The organism is Mesorhizobium sp. B2-4-1 (assembly GCF_006442185.1).
Taxonomy (GTDB): Bacteria; Pseudomonadota; Alphaproteobacteria; order Rhizobiales; family Rhizobiaceae; genus Mesorhizobium.
Genome location: NZ_VFVN01000013.1, coordinates 17,756 through 34,289, shown reverse-complemented (window position 1 = coordinate 34,289; position 16,534 = coordinate 17,756). Strand labels below are relative to the sequence as shown.

Sequence of the window (16,534 nt, the reverse complement as noted above, 5' to 3'; positions counted from 1 at the left end):
GCGGTGAACAGGACGAGCGATGAAGAGCTGGACCGACAGATTGAACACGCCGGGGGTGAACGGCATCAAACCGGCCCCGCGCACGGTGGCAGATGGAGTCGAAGAGCAGACGATGCTGGTGCCGACGGCGCAACAGGTCGACGAATTCATCCGCTCGATTCCCGAAGGCGTCGAGATGGACGTTCGCGTGCTGCGCACGGCGCTTGCCTTTGACCGTGGCGCCGAAGTGACATGCCCGGTCGCGATCGGCTATCATCGGCGTGCCGTTGCCGAAGCAGCCATTGAGGATCTCGGGCACGGCATGACGCTGAGCGATGTCGCGCCATTCTGGCGCGAGCTCGATGCCAATGACGCCGACAAGGAGGAAATTGTCCTTCGGCGCGGAATCTGTGGCCGCGCAGCGCGAGTGCGAAGGCCTGAAACCATGATGCATGCCGCCGAGTGTTCTGCGGTTTCGGAATAAAGGCATGCGCAAGAACACGATGCATGCAGCCCAAAAGTGGGAACCGGTTGGGCGACATGCATAGGAACAACATCGAGGGACCATACGATGCGACGCGCCGACAGGCTCTTCCAGATCGTGCAGCATCTGCGCGGTGGCCGTCTGGTCACCGCGCAGAAGCTTGGCACATGGCTCGAGGTTTCCGAGCGAACCATCTATCGCGACATAGCCGACCTTCAGTCGACCGGAGTGCCGATCGACGGGGAAGCGGGCGTCGGCTACATGATGAGGGAGGGTTTCGACCTTCCACCGCTGATGTTCACGCGTGACGAGATCGTGGCGTTGGTCGCCGGCGCCCGCATGGTGCGTGCCTTTGGCGGTGCGGCCATGGCCCGGGCCGCTGATGAGGCTTTGGTCAAGATCGGCGCTGTGCTGCCCGATGCCGAAAAGGACCGTATCGCCCGCACTGAGATCCACACGCCGATGTGGGTGGTGAGCGACGCCGCGCGCGAAGCGATCGACCTGATCGAGCGCGCCATAGAGAAGCGCCAGGTGCTGACCATCGACTATTCGGACGAAGCTGGCCGCGGCACCGCCCGCGACATCAGGCCCTTGGGCCTTTGGTTCTGGGGCAAGGTGTGGACACTGGTCGCCTGGTGCGAGATGCGCGACGATTTCCGCGCCTTCCGCATCGATCGCATCGCCTCGGTGGTCATCGCAGGCCGCGTCTTCAAGCCGGAGCGCGGCAAGCAGCTCGCCGATTTTTACCGGGCGGTGGAACGCAGCGAGGATTACGGCATGGCGCCGGACCGTGCGGCGCGAAGCTGAGATCTCCAACCCGTAAATAAAAAAGCCCGCTCGAAGCGGGCTTTTCGGTCGAGTTCGCGAGAATTCTACTCCTCGTCGTTATCCTTGTCCTTCGACTTCAGAGCCGAGAGCTTGGCGAACACGGCGTTGGCGTCGAGTTCGGCATCCTCGTCCTTCGGCTTTTCGGGAGCCGGAACCAGGCGCTCGGTCAGCGCCGCCGGCAGCAATGTGTCGCCGACCGGCTGTGCCTGCTCGCGGCCGCGCGATGCGCGGTTGACTTCCATGTCAAGATCGATCTGCGAGGCGAGACCGAGCGTCACCGGGTCCATCGGCTGCAGGTTGGCAGAGTTCCAGTGCTTGCGCTCGCGGATCTGCTCGATCGTGGACTTGGTGGTGCCGACGAGGCGCGAGATCTGCGCGTCCTTCAATTCGGGATGGTTGCGCACTAACCAGAGAATGGCGTTCGGTCGGTCCTGACGCTTCGACAGCGGGGTGTAGCGCGGCCCCTTGCGCTTGGATTCCGGCACCCGCACCTTGGGGTCCGAAAGCTTCAACCGCTGGTTCGGATCCTTCTCGGCACGCGCGATCTCGTCGCGGGTCAACTGGCCGGTCATGATCGGATCCATGCCCTTGATGCCTTGCGCCGATTCGCCGTCGGCGATCGCCTTGACCTCGAGCGGATGCAGCCCGCAGAACTGTGCTATCTGCTCGAAGGAAAGCGCGGTGTTGTCGACCAGCCAGACAGCGGTCGCCTTTGGCATCAGCAGCGTATTGGCCATTTTTAAAAATCCTTCTCGTTCGCCCGCGTTCCCGCGCGGGCGGTGGTTTAGAGCCACCAAAATGGGAAATTCGCAGGTTATATAACCGCTCTCCGGCGGTTCCGCAATGTTTTTGGGAAGGCGTTTTTGGGAACGCCCGTCGATCTGGCAACCACACCGGGGCAGATCAATCACGGGCGGCATGAAAATGGTGCCGCGAATATGTTTGGGGTCCAGAAAGACAAAACCCGCCGGACAGGTCCGGCGGGTTCGGAACCGGCGACGAGCAAGCGTCTGCGGCGGCTCTGCTTTGCGACCCCGCCTTGCGGCGGGGCGGTTCTTGAAGTCAGATCGCCTGGCGGGCGATCTTTTCGATGTCGGCGCGGTTGATGCCGAGATCGCTGAGCTGGCGCGCGTTGAGGCGGTTCAGTTCGCGCACGGTCTCGTTGTACATACGCCAGTTACGGAAAGCGCGGATCGGGTTCATGTCAGTCCTCCAAATGGGGTGTTCGTTTCGATGATGCTCAAATAGTCATCATCGAGCGGCACTTGAATGGCTGATTTTGCATAGCAATGATGCAAATGCTGCATTGCACCATTAAGCTTTTGTTCAGCTTGCAGGCAGGGGCCGGGTCGCGGGTATGAGCCCGCCTCGGCCAGCCGGGCATCGGCAATGTTCCCGTCAGCCGACGTCGAGCACGATCTTGCCGATATGATCGCCTTCCTCCATACGCTCATGCGCCCGCCAGGCATCGGCAAGCGGGAAGATCATGTCCATGACGGGCGCGATCCGGCGCGTGCCGAGCAACGGCCACACCTGCGCTTCGAGCGCGGCTGCCAGCGCCGCCTTGAACTCGACGGTGCGCGGCCTCAGTGTCGAACCGGTATGAACAAGCCGCTTGACCATGATTTTCGAGAAATCGGCGCTCGCCACCGCGCCGCCTTGCAGGGCGATCTGGACGATCCGGCCCTCGACCGCCGCGGCCTCGTAGTTGCGCGCCACATAGTCGCCGCCGACCATGTCGAGGATGACGTCGGCACCCTTGCCGCCCGTCGCTTCCTTGACCGCTGCGACGAAATCCTCCTCGCGGTAGTTGATCGCCCGGTCGGCTCCGAGCTTCAGGCAGGCATCGCATTTCTCCTTGTTGCCGGCCGTAGTGATGACATGGGCACCGAAGGCCGATGCAAGCTGGATCGCCGTTGTGCCGATACCCGAAGAGCCGCCATGAACCAGCAGCGTTTCGCCTTTCTTCAAGCCGCCGCGCTCGAACACATTGTGCCAGACGGTGAAATAGTTTTCCGGCACGGCCGCCGCTTCCGTGTGGGTGAAACCGGCCGGCAGCGGCAGCACGCTGCCGGCATGAACCTTGACATATTCGGCATAGCCGCCGCCGGGGGTGAGCGCGCAGACGCGCTCGCCAAGGCGCCAGCGAGAGATTTCGTCGCCGAGCGCGGCCACTTCGCCCGACGCCTCCAGGCCCGGCAGGTCCGACGCACCGGGCGGCGGCGGATAGGCGCCCTTCCGCTGCTGCACGTCGGGCCTGTTGACGCCGGCGGCGCGCACCTTGATCAATATCTCGCCGGGACCGGGCACAGGCACATCGCGCGTCTCCGGTTTCAGCACCCTGGGCCCACCCGGCTCGGAGATCGCGATGGCCGTCATCCTTGCCGGAATTTTAGATCCGCTCGCCATGAAATCTCCCGTCTTTCCTCGCCGCATTCTTGCCGGCTGTTTGCATCGACGCCCCTGCCCTATGTATGCTCATTGGCAAATCAGGCAAATGGCCAATCGGTATGGCGGAGGAGGAGCACAAATGGCGATCTTCGACGACGAACCCAAGAAGAAGGCGCGTCCGCACGAGATCGGGCAGGACCTGTCGCTGCTCTCCGTCGGCGAGTTGTCGGAACGGATCGGCATCCTGCGTGACGAGATCGCCCGGTTGGAGGCTGAACTCAAGTCGAAGGACAGCACCAAATCCGCGGCCGAGGCGCTGTTCCGCCGCGGATAAGGCCGAAAAGACCCGCCTCCGAAAAGCCCGAATGCGACTGTCTTCAGACTCTGCGTCTCTCCTCGATTTCAGCCGGATCAAAAAATGCTCGCAGCCTACAGACCGATCCTTTCGCTGCTTCGGGGCACCGCCTTCCTTTTGGCAGCGTCGGGATTGCACGGCTTGCTGTTGCCGCTGCGCGGCCAGGTGGAAGGCTTCTCCACCGCATCGCTTGGCCTGATGGGCACAGCCTGGGCCGGCGGCTTCGTCACCGGCTGCTTCTTTGCACCACGTATCGTGCGCCGTGCCGGCCACGTGCGCGCCTTCGGCGCCTTCGCCGCGTCCGGCGCCATCGTTGCGCTGCTCACCGGACTGGTCATCGACGAATATGTCTGGATCCTGTTGCGCGCCTTCACCGGCTTCACCATGGCCGGCGCCTTCATGGTCATCGAAAGCTGGCTGAACGAAAAGGCCACCAACGAGAATCGCGGCACCGTTTTCGGCCTCTATATGATGGTCACCTATGCCTCGATCATGGGCGGGCAGATGATCGTCGCCGGCGGCGACGTGAAATCGGCCTCACTCTTCATGATCACCGGCATCCTGTTCTGCCTGTCACTGATCCCGACCGCGGTATCGACCGCCTCGCACCCCAAGCCGCTCCAGGACGTCAAGCTCGACGTCAAGGGGCTCTACGCCAACTCGCCGGTCTCGGCCATCGCTTGCGTCCTCATCGGCATCGCCAACGGCGCATGGGGCACGCTTGGCGCCGTCTATGGCGCCCGCATCGGCATCTCCACCGCTGAGATCGCCTTGATGATGAGCCTGGTGGTGGTGGCGGGTGCCGCCATGCAGCTTCCGGCCGGGCGTTTCTCCGACAAGACCGACCGGCGCTTCGTGCTGGCGGGTGCCGCTTTCGGCGCTGCGCTGTTCGCGCTCTTGATCTTCCTGTTCGAGCCACGCTCCGGCGTCTTCGTCATCGTCTTCACCGCCGCCTACGGTGCTTTCGCCTATACGCTCTATTCGATCGCCGTGGCGCATGCCAACGACCACGCCAGTGCCGAGGACTTCGTCAAGGTTTCGGGCGGCCTGCTGCTGCTCTATGGCTTCGGCACCATGATCGGACCCTTGCTGGCGGCCGCCCTGATGGGCTGGATGCGTCCGGAGGGCCTGTTTCTGGCGACCGCCTTCGCGCATCTTTCCCTGGCAGGCTACACGCTGCTGCGCATCAGCCGCCGCGCGCCGGTGCCGATCGAGGACCGCGACGCCTTCAAGACGCAGCCCGCCGACCGTTCGGTGACGCCGGAAGCATTGCGGCTTGACCCACGAAGAAAAGCAGAAGCAAACGGTTGAGATTCGAAGAACTTTGCCCCACAAATGAGGCATGATGCTTTCCGACGCCTTCATGGCGATCGCCGATCCCAACCGGCGCCATCTCCTGGAAGAACTTCGACGCGGTCCCAAAACCGTCAATCAACTGGCAGCCGGGCTGCCGGTCTCACGTCCGGCCGTATCGCAGCATCTGAAGGTGTTGCTCGATGCCGGCCTTGTCCACGCCAAGGCCGAAGGCACGCGGCGCGTCTATACGGTGAGCAATGCCGGCTTCCTGAAACTCAACATCTGGCTCGACCAATTTTGGGAGACTTGATCGTTCCTGTTCAAACGACCGGTCACGCACCACGATCAGCCATCATTATAGGGGAAGAGCTTGAAATAGGGCTGCGCCTCCTCAATCACCTGGGCGAAGGCCGGCCGCTGCAACAGCCGGTCATGGTAGCGACTCACGGCAGGATATCTGTCGCCGAATGGCTCGACCTTGTTGGCGTAGAACAGGGCCGGCGAGGCCGCGCAATCGGCCATGGTGAAGGCGTCGCCCACAGCCCAGTTCCTCGACGCCATCTCCTGCTCGATGATCGCATAGGAATTGCGCAACTGGTCGCGCGCCTGTTCGACGCCGAACGGATCGGTCCTACGTTCCGGGCGCAGCCGGTCCCCGACGATCTTCTGCATCGGTTCCAGCACATAGAGATCGTAAAAGCGATCGGCCTGGCGAACCGCGATTGCGAGGTCGATATCGGCGGGGACGAGGTCGACCGGTCCGGGATAGTGCGCGGCCAGATACTCGATGACGAGGGTCGACTCCAGCACGGTGCGGTCGCGCGCATCGTCACGCAAAGCGGGCATCTTGCCCCAGGGCGCTATCTTCAGGAAGGCCGCTCGCGACTGCTCGTCGCCGAGATCGACGATGACGGACGCGAACGGCGTGCCGTTCTCGTAGAGCGCGATCAGCGGCTTCCAGCAAAACGAGGCCAGCGGATGATAGTGAAGCGTCAGGGACATTTTTGCTCACCTGTCTCGGGGTTCACGTCGTCTAGTACCGAAATGTTTACTTAACTATTGCCCAAACTTGTGGCGTCAGGACCGCGCTTTGAGTGCCAATCGGCCCGGATATGAGCAACGATGCCGGTGAGGATCACATCCCAATCGTCCGGATGCAGTTCGTGGCCACCGCCTTCAACCCGGAGGAGTTTCGCGCCGGCGACCGCCCCGGCCAGCGCTTCGCCATGCTCGACCGGAAAGATGGGATCGGCCGTACCATGGATTACCAGCAGCGGCGCGTTCATCTCGTGCAGTCGGCCCCTCCATCGATCACTATCGCCCTTGAGCAGGAAATGATTGGTCGCGCTGAGCAGGCCGCCGGAGCGATCATAGTCCCGCTCGATGAAGGCTCTCATGCGGCCCTCGTCGAAGGGATGCGCTGTGCTGGCGATCGCCTTGGCATCTTTGATCATGAAGTCCATGACCTGGCGGCGATCCGACCAGTCAATGTGCGCGCCTTCAGCCGAATGTTTGATATAGGCATCGCTGGTCTGCGGCAGGTTCGAGGTGTCCACTCCCATCGGCGAGCTGCTGATCACGGTCAGCGACGCGACGCGGGACGGATGCTTGAGCACCACGAGCTGCGTGATCATGCCGCCCATCGACATGCCGGCGATATGCGCCTTGTCGAGGCCGTGGCTGTCGAGAACGCCGATCGCATCGTCGGCCATGTCGTCGAACGTGTAGGGCGGCTCTCCCGGCGGATATTTGGTCGAGCGGCCGGTATCTCGATTATCATAGCGGATTACGAACAGTCCCGCGGCGGCGAGTTTCCGGCAAAACGCCTCCGGCCACCACAGCATTGAGGCCATCGCTCCCATGATCAGCAGCAGAGCGGGGTCGGCGGGGTCGCCAAAGGCTTCGGATATGATAGTGGGGCGTCCAGTCTTCGTCATCGCGTCGCCTCCTCATCTGCTTGCATTTTGCAATCGGTTGCACCATAATAAAACCGATACAATAATGCAACCGGTTTTGGAGAAGTCGAATGAACATCGATCGCCGCTCGGGTTGCCCGATCAATCTTTCGCTGGAAGTGTTCGGCGACCGCTGGAGCCTGATCATCCTTCGCGACATGATTTTTGGCGGCAGGCGCCATTTTCGCGAGTTGCTCAACGGGTCGATGGAAGGCATTGCTTCCAACATACTGGCCGACCGGCTGAAGCGGCTGATGGATCTGGGCATGCTGACCAAGGCCGACGATCCTTCGCACAAGCAGAAGGCGATCTACAGCCTGACCGAAATGGCGATCACCCTGGTGCCGATCCTGGCCCATCTCGGCGCCTGGGGCCGCGTCTGGCTGCCGGTCAGCGAGGAATTGTCGATCCGGGCCGAGCTTCTGGAAAAGGGCGGGCCGCCGCTATGGGAGAAATTCATGGATGAGTTGCGCCACGAGCATCTCGGCACGCCCCTCGATGCAGCGTCCGGCCCCTCTGTACGCGCGACCCTGCAGGCCGCCTATGAGGCCGTGCTCGCCAGCAAGGCTCTCGGCGCCAACCCGGCCGCGTGACCAACTATTTTCCCCGTTGAATGGCCGGCTCTGCTACAAGAGGCCGAAAATCACGTCACGAGATTGGAACAGACTCTTGGTTGAGAACTCTAGGGATACTGCCCGCGCGCGCGCCGATCTGCGCTTCAAGAAGCAGGAGGAAGCGGCCACGGTCCGACAGAAGGCGATGGCCGAGTATGTCGCCGAGAGCGATGCCCGCAAGGTCAAGACCGACAAGCTGCGGGCGCTGCGGCTGGCCAAGGAAGCCGAAGACCTTGCCAACGCGCCGGCAGTGCCCGCCAAGAAGCCCGCCCGCGCCAAGAAGAAGTAGCACGCCGCTCCTTCGTTGCCGGCCCTGAGCCGTTGGCCGTTGACCGCGTTGGCATCGCGGCATCAGCGCGATCTGGATTGGCGGCGCCTTCATCCCGCTTTCCAGCGCAAAGCAATTTCTACCGGAACCTCGGTTGCCTCGTTCGGCTGGCTGCCGATGATATCCGTTTCAAACAGGAGATCGCCATGACCGCACTGCCGCTCGACAAAGCCCTCGAGATCATCGACGCCGCCTTCGCCAAGGGCGCGGAGCTCAAGCTCAGGCCGCTCGGCGTCTCGGTGCTCGACGCCGGCGGCCATCTCGTCGCCTTCCAGCGCCAGGACGGCGCCTCGTTCCTGCGCCCGCAAATGTCCGCCGGCAAGGCCTATGGCGCGCTCGCCATCGGCATGGGCTCGCGCCGCGTCGAGGCCTTCGCCAAGGAGCGCCCGCATCTCATGACCGGCATCTCCGACGTCTCGGGCGGACGCGTGTTGCCGGTCGTGGGCGGCGTGCTGATCCGCGACAAGGCAGGCAGCATCATAGGCGCGGTCGGTATTTCGGGCGACAGCTCGGACAATGACGAAGCCGCCGCCATCGCCGGCATCGAGGCCGCCGGCTTCACCGCCGATCCGGGCTGAGGTTAATTCAGGTTGATATCCCTGCTCGCCGACCGCATCGACACCGAGAAGCCGGCGAGCACGTCGAACAGCGCGATGATCATCAGCGTGAAGAAGACCGAGTGCGCGGCGCCCTTGACCAGCAGGAACTCGACCAGGAAGGCCACGAAGACCAGCGTCGACAACAGATGGTCCATGATCGAGGCGTTCGTAGTGCGCGCCGATTTCACGATCTCGACGAAGAGGAAGATGAGCCCGATCAGCACCATAAGGTCGCCGAGCGTCATCGAGAACACCCCGCCGGACATCATGCCGACGGAAAAGACCTCGCTTGCCCAGGGATCGTCACCGCTGCCGAATATTCCGAGCAGCCCGAGATTGTAGAGGACAAAGGGCACGATCAGCAGCGGGACGGCACCGAACATCTGGCGTCTCCATTTGGGGGCACCCCTTTGTAGAGTGCGCCACCGGCACGCCGTCAAGAATTTTCGCAGCACGCCCCAAACACGCTAGAAGACCGAATGCAACAACGATGTCAGCCGGTTGTCCGGCCGACATCTTAGAAATCGAGCCGCGGGATGCGTGACCGCGCACCCCGCTCGCGATCAGCGCTTGAAGTAGCCGGCGCGCACGGCCGCGCCGATGACGTTGAGGATGATATGGCCGGCCGTCATCGAGGTGATCTCGTTGACATCGCGCGCCGGCGCGATCTCGACGATATCCATGCCGACCAGCTTTCCTTTGCCGACCAGCCCCTTGATGAGTTCAATCGTCTGCCGGTAGCTGACGCCGCCCGGCTGTGGCCCCTCGACCGCCGGCATCACCGCCGGATCGAGGCCGTCGGCATCGATGGTGAGATAGTAGCGGCCGCCGTCGGGAATTCGCTTCAGGAGCGCCGCGGTGCCGATGTCCTGCCATTCATTGGTGGTGATGATGTTGGCGCCATAGGCGCGGGCGGCCTCGACCTCCTCGGTGCGCGCGCTGCCCTGGCCGCGAACGCCGACTTGGAAAATGTCCTTGATATGCGTCATTTCTGAGGCCCGGCGGATGGTGCTGGAATAGCCCTCCTTGACCCCGTTGACGTTGTCACGCCAGTCGAGATGGGCATCGAGCTGAACCAGCGTGATCGGACCCTCGCCGTCAAGCGCCCGGAAGATCGGGATCGGAATGCCGTGGTCGCCGCCGATTGTGATCGGCAGTGCGCCCGCGGCGCGGATCTTGCGGATCGCCGCTTCGGCTCTGCCGTAGTGCCCGACATGATCGGCCGCCGCGCCGGGAACATCGCCGACGTCTACCACCTTGATGTCCTTGCCGTCGAAGACTGGCCCACCGATGTCGAAATCATAGCGGTCGAGCGCCTGGCTGATCCGCTGCGAGGCGCGCCGCACCGCGGTCGGCGCATTGGTCTGGTCGTTGATCAGCTCGTCGATCGTGTAGGGATCGCCATAGGGCATGCCGATGATGGCGACATCGGCCTTCAGTGTGTCGAGGTCATCGACCAGCGGAAAGTTCATGAATGTCTGGAAGACGTCGCGCGGCGCGGTGGTGAATTTGGACATGGGGTCTCCTCTGCGTTGAAGCTTTTTTGGATCAGGCGCCACGGCGGGCTGCGAGATGGGGCTGCAGCCTATGCTCCAGGCTGCGCGAGATCGCTGCCACGAAGGCCGTCAGCCCCCAGTACAGCAATGCGATGGCGGTGAAGATCTCCACCGGCGAGAAGGTGCGGCCAATGATGTTCTGGGCCATGTAGGTGAGTTCCGGTACGGTGATCGCCGACAGGATCGCCGATTCCTTGATCAGCGTGATGGTGAGATTGGTGGCCGCGGGCAGGATGTAGCCGAGCACCTGCGGCACCAGGATCTTGCGGAAGATGGTCAGGTAGCGCAGTCCCAGCGCGTAGCCGGCCTCGACCTGGCCGTACGAAATCGACTGGATCGCGCCCCTGATGATCTCGGCCGAATAGGCGCTGGCGTAGGCCGACAGCGCGCCGATCGACACGACCACGGGCGAGAGCCTGACACCGAACATCGGCAAGGCGTAGAACAAAAGGAAGATCTGGATCAGGAACGGGATATTGCGGAATATTTCGACATAGGCCGAGACGATCGCCGTCGGCACCCGTCCGCCGCGCAGCCGGATCAGCGCCAGCACGGTACCGAGCGCGAAGCCGAACGGCAGTGCGACAGCGCACATCAGCGCCGTGTTGCCGAAGCCCTTGGCGAGGATCTGCCAGTTGTCCGCTATGACGGAAAAATCGAAGCTCATGCGCGTGCGCCTCGCGCCTTGAGTTCCAGATGCCTAGTCAGCAGGCTGCATGATAGCAGCACGACGAAATACAGCACCGCCGCGATGCAGAAGGCCTCGACCGGCCGGTAGGTGACGTTCATGATGTTCTGCGCGGTGCGGGTCAGTTCCACCACCGCGATCACCGACAGGATCGAGGATGCCTTCACCAGCATGGTGAACTCGTTGACCATCGGTGGGATAATGGCGCGGAAGAGCTGCGGCAGGATGACCTTGAACCAGGTCACGGCAGGCTTCAGCCCGAGCGCCTTGGCCGCCTCGTACTGGCCGGCGGGAATGCGCGTCAGCCCGGCGCGCAGGATTTCGGCGACGAAGGCCGCGCTGTTGAAGCTGAGCGCCAGCACGCCGGCCAGGAGCGGCGGCAGGTCGATACCGACGAGGCCCGGCAGCACGTAGTAGACCATGAAGATCTGCACGATCAGCGGCGTGCCTCGGATGAAGCTGGTGTAGACCGCGCCGATCCAGCGGATCACGCGCCAGCGCGACCTGCCACATGCGAGCAGGCCGAAGCCGATCAATGTGCCCACCAGAAACCCCAGCGCCGAGACGCTCAGCGTGATGCCGGCGCCGGCCAGGAATTCCGGCAGGAAGGTCAGCGTCTTTGAAAAATGGAACATTTTTCAGCTCGAATGATCCCTGGACGTCCGGGCCATCCGAGACCGGCGCGTCCAATGACTGGAACCACCGGTCCGGCAGCGCCGGGCGCCTGGTTGGGGGCTTAGAGCGCGCCAGGCGGCAGATAACCCTCGTCGGGCGTCTTCATCTCGAACCCGAACCATTTGAGCTGAAGCTCCTTCAGCTTGCCGCTGTCCTTCAAGTCGCCGATTTTGGCGTTGATGAAGGCGCGCAGATCCTTGTCCTCCGGCCGCACCACCCAGGAGAGATAGGAGAATTCGCCGATCGAGCCGACGACCTTGTAGGTATCGGGAACGTTCTTCATCAGAACGGCCGCCGAAGGCGAGGCGATGACGATGGCGTCGACCTGGCCGGAGGCCAGAGCGACATGGGTCTCGGGGAAGGAGGTGAACAGCTTCATCTCGCCGACACCCTTGCCGCCCTTATCCTTGAGCTCCTTGTCATAGGCCTCGATGATGGGCTGCACGGAGGAGGCGAGTTGCGTGGCCACCACCATGCCGTTGATGTCCTCCGGCTTCTTGATGCGCTCCTCGTCGACGCGCACGACGACGACGTTCTCGAACGAACCGGTTGGCCGCGTGTAGGCGTATTTCGCCGCCCGCTCGGCGTTGATCCCGGTCGAGGTCGCCATCAGGTCGAACTTCTTGGCCAGCAGCCCTGGCAGCAAGCCTTGGAAAGGCAGGTTGAGCTGGTCGAGCTTCACGCCGAGCTGGCTGACCACATAGTCGAGAATGTCCTTGTTATAGCCGACGATCTGGCCGTCGCGGACGAATTCGAACGGCTCGAACGCGGCCTCGGTTCCGACAAGGATGGTGCCGCGCTGCTTGATTTGGTCGACCAGCCCATTGGCATGGGCGGTGGCAGTGAACGGCAGGAGGAGCGGCGCGGCGGCAAGAAGGGTCAGGACGCGGCGGCGCGAAGCGGAAAGAAACTCACCCATTGTTACCCTCTTTTTTCTTCGGTTTTGCTGTGCTGGTAAGCCCGGCCGCTATGCTTGAAGACGCGACCGATCATGTAGCTCTCGGAATCCTTGATCCCGGGAACGTTGGCCAGTTCACTGACGAGGAAATCGTGCAGGCTGGTCGTGGATGGCAAAGTGAGCTGGATGATGATGTCGAACGGCCCGGTCATGGCGTAAACGCTGTCGACGAACGAGTATTCCGACAGTTTTCGAGCAACGCTGATGATGTGCTCGCGGTCGACGTCGAGCCCGACAATGGCCGCAATGCCGACATCGCTGCGCAAAGGGCGCACGACCGCCTGGATGCAGATATCCGGGTCCTCGAGCACACGGGCCATTTTCCGCCGCACCGTCGCTTCGGTGACGCCGATGCGCTTGGCGATATCCACACTCGACATCCGCCCATCGACTTTGAGTTGGGAAAGGACGGCCTGCTCGGTATCGTCGAGATCACTTGTGCTGACGAAATCCCACATCGAATTCCCAATCTGTGTCGATTTCCGACTATAAATTCAAAAATCGCATAAGAAACCGTCTATGGCAATCCCACAGATTGCGAAAAACACCAGCGACGCTGCCTCCGGCGATTGCCGCGCATCGGGCTCACGGTTCGATCATTGGGAAAAGTCGTGTCGACCGAGTCGAAGGCGATGTGCGGTATGCAATCGGCCATGCCTCGAGGATGCACGATGAGGCGGCGTCCGGGCCGATCGGAGATCAAGGCCTGGAGACGCAGCTACGCTGTCGGTCGTCGGTCCCGCCAGACGCAAAAAGACCGGCCAGCGGCCGGTCTTTTTAGCTCAAACATCAGGAAAGCTGGTCTCAGCTTTCCTTGGGCGTCAGCACCTGGCGGCCGCGATACATGCCGGTCTTCAGGTCGATATGGTGCGGGCGGCGCATTTCGCCGGAGTTCTTGTCCTCGACATAGGTCGGGGCCTTGAGGGCGTCTGCCGAGCGGCGCATGCCGCGCTTGGACGGAGAGGTTTTTCGTTTCGGAACGGCCATGGATATGCTCCACTACATGGTCAAAAGCCCCGCCCGCCCTCGTGAAAGGGCCGTGTCAGGGGCCGGAATCTGAGAAAGTCGGGTGCCTATACACGCCCGGTGCCGTTTTGGCCAGCGCTGCCCGCGAATTTTTTTATGTCGGCTACTGGAGGCAGCCGACATAAGCGCCGGATCGGCCGGCGCGCCGCTCGATCAGGTTGGCCAGCCTCCTCAGCCCCGGCCCGGGCTTGGCCGGGTTGCGGGCGATCGGATTTGGCAAGCTGACGGCAAGCAGCGCGGCCTGACGGCGCGACAGCTGTTTTGCCGAAATACCGAAATGGTGCCGCGCCGCCGCCTCGATGCCGTATATGCCCGGCCCCCACTCGGCGATGTTGAGGTAGATTTCCATGATGCGCCGCTTCGACATCACCGCGTCGAGATACACGGCCAGCGGCAACTCGACCACTTTACGAACCGTGCCCAGCGGACGAGACCACAAAAACAGGTTCTTCACCGTCTGCATGGTGATGGTCGAGGCGCCGCGCGTCCCCTCGCCGGCCAGCGCGTCGTCGACGACACCCCGCAATTCGCCGAGGTCGACGCCGCGATGGAAACAGAACTGTCCGTCCTCCGACATGATCACCGAATTGGCCAGCACCGGTGCCACGTCGTCGATCGACACCCAGCGGCGGTCATAGCCGGAGAAGGTTGCAAGATCCTTCAGCATTAGCGTCGACACCGGATGCACGAAAGACGGCAGATAGAGAAAGGTCAGCACCGTAGGGATAAGCGCCAGCACGGCAGCCACGACGATACCGCGCCGGACCCAGCGTTTGAGAGCACGACGGTTCACGCCACGGGATCTCGTCGCCATGTCCAGCTTTTCGGTTTCATGATCGACGATCGGTTCCGCCAAGTCGCCCAACCCGTGTCTCTCCCTCCCCCGGCATAATGGCGCTTGTCTTCTTGCGCAACGTCTGAGTGTCGGCTACCGGTCCGGGCCATGACGAATGACGATGAAATGGCGTTCGAAACGGCGCTCGTCGCACGGGCCGCCGCCGTCGAGACGTTGCTGCGGCGATTGCTCGACGACCGCGCGCTCACGGGCGAGATCGCGCGGCCCGAGCGCCTTATGGCGGCGATGCGGCACGGCGTGCTCAACGGCGGTAAGCGCCTGCGCCCCTTTCTGGTGATGGAAAGCGCGGCCCTGTTTTCCGCCGACGGCGAAGCGGCACTGCGCGTGGCGGCCGCACTGGAATGCGTGCACTGCTATTCGCTGATCCATGACGACCTGCCGGCGATGGACGACGACGATCTGCGCCGCGGCCAGCCTACCGTGCACAGGGCCTTCGACGAGGCGACTGCCATCCTCGCCGGCGACGCCCTGCTGACGCTTGCCTTCGACATCCTCGCCGACGAGACTACGGCGCTGCCGGCGGAGCGGCGGGCCGCCCTTGTGCTGGCGCTCGCCCGCGCCGCCGGGGCCGGCGGCATGGTCGGCGGCCAGACGCTGGACCTCGAGGCCGAGCGCATCGCGCCGGACGAGGCCGGGATCATCCGGCTGCAAGCGATGAAGACCGGTGCGCTGATCCGCTTTGGCTGCGAGGCGGGCGCGGTCGTCGCCGGCGTGCCTGCCGGGGATCGCGAAAGACTGGCCGAGTTCGGCTCGGCGATCGGGCTTGCCTTCCAGCTTGCCGACGATCTTCTCGATTTGACCGCGGATGCCGCACAGATGGGCAAGGCGACGGGCAAGGACGCCGCCGCCGGCAAGGCAACGCTGGTGGCGCTGCACGGGGAGGCATGGGCACGCGCCCAGTTGCATGGCCTTGTCCATCAGGCGCATGCGCTGCTCGAACCCTATGGCGAGCAGGCTGGCCTGCTGAAGGCAGCCGCGACCTTCGTGGCGACGCGCAACAATTGAGATCGGGGCAGACCCCGAGGCTTGGCGTGAAGGTTTCTGTTTAACGGGCCAATCGGGAGGATCAGGTTCGATGTCGACCAAATTGTTCGATCTCAGCGGGCGCACCGCCCTCGTAACCGGCTCCTCGCAAGGCATAGGCTTCGCCTTGGCCAAGGGTTTGGCCGAAGCCGGCGCCAGGGTGATCCTCAACGGCCGTGACGAGGCAAGGCTCGCCACCGCGATCAGGCAGATTCCCGGAGCGGAAAAGCTGGCCTTCGATGCTACCGATCATGAAGCGGTTCGCTCGGCGGTCGACGGTTTCGAACTGGACGGCGGAGCGATCGACATTTTGGTGAACAATGCCGGCATGCAATTCCGCGCGCCGCTCGAGGAGTTTCCCGCCGATGCGTTCGAGCGCCTGCTGCAGACCAACGTCGCCAGCGTCTTCCATGTCGGCCAGGCCGTGGCGCGCCATATGATCAGGCGCGGCCGCGGCAAGATCATCAACATCGCCAGCGTGCAGACCGCGCTCGCCCGTCCGGGCATCGCGCCCTACACGGCGACGAAAGGCGCGGTCGGCAACCTGACCAAGGGCATGGCTACGGATTGGGCCAAACATGGCCTGCAATGCAATGCCGTTGCACCCGGCTATTTCGATACGCCGCTCAACGCTGCCCTTGTCGCCGACCCTGCGTTCAGCACCTGGCTGGAAAAGCGCACGCCAGCCGGCCGCTGGGGAAAGGTCGAGGAACTGGTCGGCGCCTGCGTCTTCCTGGCCAGCGAGGCCTCCTCTTTCGTAAACGGCCATATTCTCTATGTGGACGGCGGCATCACAGCGTCGATCTGATCCGCCGCGCCGAACAGGCAGGCGCGCCAAATGCTGCCCGATCGATAACCGGTTGACGCGGAGCTGACATCACTCGTGGCAGCATTCCGCTGTTCGAAGATACGCGGCTGCGGTG

The 16,534-nt window shown here is 63.1% G+C and carries 23 protein-coding genes; 10 read left to right on the top strand and 13 right to left on the bottom strand.

From position 1 onward, the window contains the following. The first annotated feature begins 19 nt into the window (after positions 1–19). Positions 20–463 (top strand): hypothetical protein, encoded by a 444-nt coding sequence (locus tag FJ949_RS26125; RefSeq protein ID WP_224647093.1) that lies wholly within the window; start codon positions 20–22, stop codon positions 461–463. Positions 464–550: 87 nt separating this feature from the next. Continuing rightward, positions 551–1,270, top strand: coding sequence for a YafY family protein (locus tag FJ949_RS26120; protein ID WP_140500532.1), 720 nt, complete (start codon positions 551–553; stop codon positions 1,268–1,270). 65 nt (positions 1,271–1,335) lie between these two features. Here the strand turns inward: FJ949_RS26120 and FJ949_RS26115 are convergent, their stop codons facing one another. The 3 genes from FJ949_RS26115 to FJ949_RS26105 all read right to left on the bottom strand — a co-directional run bounded on the left by FJ949_RS26115 (position 1,336) and on the right by FJ949_RS26105 (position 3,700). Then, positions 1,336–2,028 carry a DUF1013 domain-containing protein gene (locus tag FJ949_RS26115; protein ID WP_140500530.1) on the bottom strand — a complete coding sequence of 231 codons (693 nt, stop codon included), beginning with the start codon at positions 2,026–2,028 and terminating at the stop codon, positions 1,336–1,338. Between the two features lie 325 nt (positions 2,029–2,353). Next, on the bottom strand, positions 2,354–2,494 hold the full coding sequence (locus FJ949_RS26110) for a DUF1127 domain-containing protein (protein WP_140500528.1): 141 nt from the start codon (positions 2,492–2,494) through the stop codon (positions 2,354–2,356). A gap of 195 nt (positions 2,495–2,689) precedes the next feature. Then, positions 2,690–3,700 (bottom strand): NAD(P)H-quinone oxidoreductase, encoded by a 1,011-nt coding sequence (locus FJ949_RS26105; RefSeq protein WP_140500527.1) that lies wholly within the window; start codon positions 3,698–3,700, stop codon positions 2,690–2,692. A 121-nt stretch (positions 3,701–3,821) separates the two neighbouring features. On the opposite strand from FJ949_RS26105, the gene FJ949_RS26100 reads away from it, so the two are divergent. From FJ949_RS26100 to FJ949_RS26090, 3 genes are all read left to right on the top strand, one after another. After that, positions 3,822–4,016, top strand: a complete 195-nt coding sequence (locus FJ949_RS26100) for a DUF1192 domain-containing protein (RefSeq protein ID WP_140500525.1) — start codon at positions 3,822–3,824, stop codon at positions 4,014–4,016. A gap of 84 nt (positions 4,017–4,100) precedes the next feature. Beyond that, positions 4,101–5,348, top strand: coding sequence for an MFS transporter (locus FJ949_RS26095; protein ID WP_140500523.1), 1,248 nt, complete (start codon positions 4,101–4,103; stop codon positions 5,346–5,348). Positions 5,349–5,379: 31 nt separating this feature from the next. Continuing rightward, the gene (locus FJ949_RS26090) at positions 5,380–5,643 is read left to right on the top strand and encodes a metalloregulator ArsR/SmtB family transcription factor (RefSeq protein WP_140500522.1); all 264 of its coding nucleotides are present in this window, start codon (positions 5,380–5,382) and stop codon (positions 5,641–5,643) included. Positions 5,644–5,678: 35 nt separating this feature from the next. On the opposite strand, the gene FJ949_RS26085 is transcribed toward FJ949_RS26090, so the two are convergent. Next, positions 5,679–6,335: a glutathione S-transferase family protein gene (locus FJ949_RS26085; RefSeq protein ID WP_140500520.1), complete on the bottom strand. Its 657-nt coding sequence runs from the start codon at positions 6,333–6,335 to the stop codon at positions 5,679–5,681. Between the two features lie 50 nt (positions 6,336–6,385). Further along, the gene (locus FJ949_RS26080) at positions 6,386–7,270 is read right to left on the bottom strand and encodes an alpha/beta hydrolase (protein WP_140500518.1); all 885 of its coding nucleotides are present in this window, start codon (positions 7,268–7,270) and stop codon (positions 6,386–6,388) included. An 89-nt stretch (positions 7,271–7,359) separates the two neighbouring features. Here FJ949_RS26080 and FJ949_RS26075 point away from each other — a divergent pair, with 89 nt between their 5' ends. The 3 genes from FJ949_RS26075 (at position 7,360) to FJ949_RS26065 (ending at position 8,808) form a co-directional block, all read left to right on the top strand. Continuing rightward, positions 7,360–7,881, top strand: coding sequence for a helix-turn-helix domain-containing protein (locus FJ949_RS26075; protein ID WP_140500517.1), 522 nt, complete (start codon positions 7,360–7,362; stop codon positions 7,879–7,881). Positions 7,882–7,957: 76 nt separating this feature from the next. Further along, positions 7,958–8,191, top strand: a complete 234-nt coding sequence (locus tag FJ949_RS26070; protein WP_140500515.1) for a hypothetical protein — start codon at positions 7,958–7,960, stop codon at positions 8,189–8,191. A 185-nt stretch (positions 8,192–8,376) separates the two neighbouring features. Beyond that, complete coding sequence (locus FJ949_RS26065) at positions 8,377–8,808, top strand: heme-binding protein (protein WP_140500513.1); 432 nt, start codon at positions 8,377–8,379, stop codon at positions 8,806–8,808. 2 nt (positions 8,809–8,810) lie between these two features. Here FJ949_RS26065 and FJ949_RS26060 read toward each other — a convergent pair whose 3' ends face one another. From FJ949_RS26060 to FJ949_RS26025, 8 genes are all read right to left on the bottom strand, one after another. Beyond that, complete coding sequence (locus FJ949_RS26060; RefSeq protein WP_140500511.1) at positions 8,811–9,212, bottom strand: hypothetical protein; 402 nt, start codon at positions 9,210–9,212, stop codon at positions 8,811–8,813. 180 nt (positions 9,213–9,392) lie between these two features. Next, the gene (locus FJ949_RS26055; RefSeq protein ID WP_224647098.1) at positions 9,393–10,301 is read right to left on the bottom strand and encodes an agmatinase; all 909 of its coding nucleotides are present in this window, start codon (positions 10,299–10,301) and stop codon (positions 9,393–9,395) included. A 76-nt stretch (positions 10,302–10,377) separates the two neighbouring features. Next, complete coding sequence (locus tag FJ949_RS26050) at positions 10,378–11,052, bottom strand: amino acid ABC transporter permease (protein WP_140500508.1); 675 nt, start codon at positions 11,050–11,052, stop codon at positions 10,378–10,380. Next, on the bottom strand, positions 11,049–11,708 hold the full coding sequence (locus tag FJ949_RS26045) for an amino acid ABC transporter permease (RefSeq protein WP_140500507.1): 660 nt from the start codon (positions 11,706–11,708) through the stop codon (positions 11,049–11,051). The genes FJ949_RS26050 and FJ949_RS26045 overlap by 4 nt, the downstream gene beginning before the upstream one ends. Before the next feature lie 101 nt (positions 11,709–11,809). Further along, positions 11,810–12,667 carry a transporter substrate-binding domain-containing protein gene (locus FJ949_RS26040; protein ID WP_140500505.1) on the bottom strand — a complete coding sequence of 286 codons (858 nt, stop codon included), beginning with the start codon at positions 12,665–12,667 and terminating at the stop codon, positions 11,810–11,812. A 2-nt stretch (positions 12,668–12,669) separates the two neighbouring features. Continuing rightward, entirely contained in the window at positions 12,670–13,164 is a 495-nt protein-coding gene (locus FJ949_RS26035; RefSeq protein ID WP_140500504.1) for an Lrp/AsnC family transcriptional regulator, read from the bottom strand. A 346-nt stretch (positions 13,165–13,510) separates the two neighbouring features. Next, positions 13,511–13,693 carry a 50S ribosomal protein L32 gene (gene rpmF / locus FJ949_RS26030; RefSeq protein WP_008834724.1) on the bottom strand — a complete coding sequence of 61 codons (183 nt, stop codon included), beginning with the start codon at positions 13,691–13,693 and terminating at the stop codon, positions 13,511–13,513. Between the two features lie 142 nt (positions 13,694–13,835). After that, entirely contained in the window at positions 13,836–14,597 is a 762-nt protein-coding gene (locus FJ949_RS26025) for a transglycosylase domain-containing protein (protein ID WP_140500502.1), read from the bottom strand. Positions 14,598–14,675: 78 nt separating this feature from the next. Here FJ949_RS26025 and FJ949_RS26020 point away from each other — a divergent pair, with 78 nt between their 5' ends. Both FJ949_RS26020 and FJ949_RS26015 read left to right on the top strand, forming a co-directional pair. Further along, entirely contained in the window at positions 14,676–15,593 is a 918-nt protein-coding gene (locus FJ949_RS26020; RefSeq protein WP_140500501.1) for a polyprenyl synthetase family protein, read from the top strand. 70 nt (positions 15,594–15,663) lie between these two features. Continuing rightward, positions 15,664–16,419, top strand: a complete 756-nt coding sequence (locus FJ949_RS26015) for an SDR family oxidoreductase (protein WP_140500499.1) — start codon at positions 15,664–15,666, stop codon at positions 16,417–16,419. Positions 16,420–16,534: the final 115 nt, after the last annotated feature.